This window comes from Vibrio sp. YT-18 (assembly GCF_033337345.1).
GTDB lineage: Bacteria > Pseudomonadota > Gammaproteobacteria > Enterobacterales > Vibrionaceae > Vibrio > Vibrio alginolyticus.
Genome location: NZ_JAWOQO010000111.1, coordinates 1 through 1,383 on the forward strand (window position 1 = coordinate 1; position 1,383 = coordinate 1,383).

A 1,383-nucleotide genomic window follows, 5' to 3' on the forward strand; every position below is an offset into this window, starting at 1 on the left:
TGAGCCAGAATTGGAAAAAGCCGTTCGTAATCATACGCCAAGTATTCGTAGTGATGGTCTAAGCAAAGTACGTCGTGGTATTACGTCACTTGAAGAAGTGATGCGAGTGACGAAGGAAGCGTAATGGCAGCATTTGAATACAAAGCGCTGGATGCAAAAGGCAAACAAAAAAAAGGCACGATTGAAGGGGATAATGCTCGTCAAGTGCGCCAACGACTGAAAGAACAAGGGATGATCCCTGTTGAGGTCGTGGAAGCCAAAGCAAAGGCGGCTAAGTCTTCAGGCTCAGTGGGCTTCAAACGTGGTATCAAAACGGCTGAACTGGCTCTGATCACGCGTCAATTATCCACACTTGTTCAATCAGGTATGCCTCTTGAAGAGTGTCTTCGAGCAGTTTCTGAACAAGCAGAAAAGCCACGAATTCGCACCATGATCGCTGCAGTTCGCTCCAAAGTCACCGAAGGTTACCCATTGGCAGATAGCCTAGGTGATTATCCACACGTATTTGACGAACTGTTTCGCTCTATGGTCGCCGCGGGTGAAAAATCTGGACACCTTGATACGGTTTTAGAGCGCTTGGCGGAGTACGTCGAAAACCGTCAGAAAATGCGTTCTAAGCTGTTGCAAGCGATGATCTACCCTGTCGTATTAGTGGTGTTTGCGGTGGCGATTGTCTCGTTCTTGTTGGCGACCGTGGTACCCAAAATCATCGAGCCGATCATTCAAATGGGGCAAGAGTTGCCACAGTCAACGCAATTTTTGCTGGCGGCTAGTGAGTTCGTCCAAGAGTGGGGGCTGATTATCTTTGCCGTGCTAGTAGTTTGTTTTTATGGCTTAAAACTGGCATTGCAAAAACCAGATTTTCGCTTGTCTTGGGACAGAAAAATCATCAGCTTGCCGCTCGTCGGTAAGATTTCTAAAGGCCTCAATACCGCTCGCTTCGCTCGTACCTTGTCGATCTGTACTTCAAGTGCGATCCCAATTCTTGAAGGGATGCGAGTGGCGGTTGATGTGATGTCAAACCGTTACGTAAAGCAGCAAGTGTTGATTGCTGCAGACAACGTCCGTGAAGGGGCAAGCTTGCGTAAAGCTCTGGATCAAACCCGCCTATTCCCACCGATGATGCTGCATATGATGGCCAGTGGTGAGCGGAGTGGTGAGTTAGAAAGCATGCTGACGCCTGCGGCGGACAACCAAGACCAAAACTTTGAATCTACGGTCAATATTGCGTTGGGAGTGTTCACTCCTGCCTTGATCGCATTAATGGCTGGATTGGTGTTATTCATTGTCATGGCGACCTTGATGCCGATGCTAGAAATGAATAACTTGATGAGCGGATAATATTCGAATTAAGGCGTGTCTAAGTTAAGACGTGGCTTGAAT

1 protein-coding gene is annotated in these 1,383 nt (G+C 47.8%); it reads left to right on the forward strand.

The features are described 5' to 3' along the window. The first annotated feature begins 123 nt into the window (after positions 1-123). Positions 124-1,341, forward strand: a complete 1,218-nt coding sequence (gspF, locus tag R7M72_RS24720) for a type II secretion system inner membrane protein GspF (RefSeq protein ID WP_318056416.1) — start codon at positions 124-126, stop codon at positions 1,339-1,341. Positions 1,342-1,383: the final 42 nt, after the last annotated feature.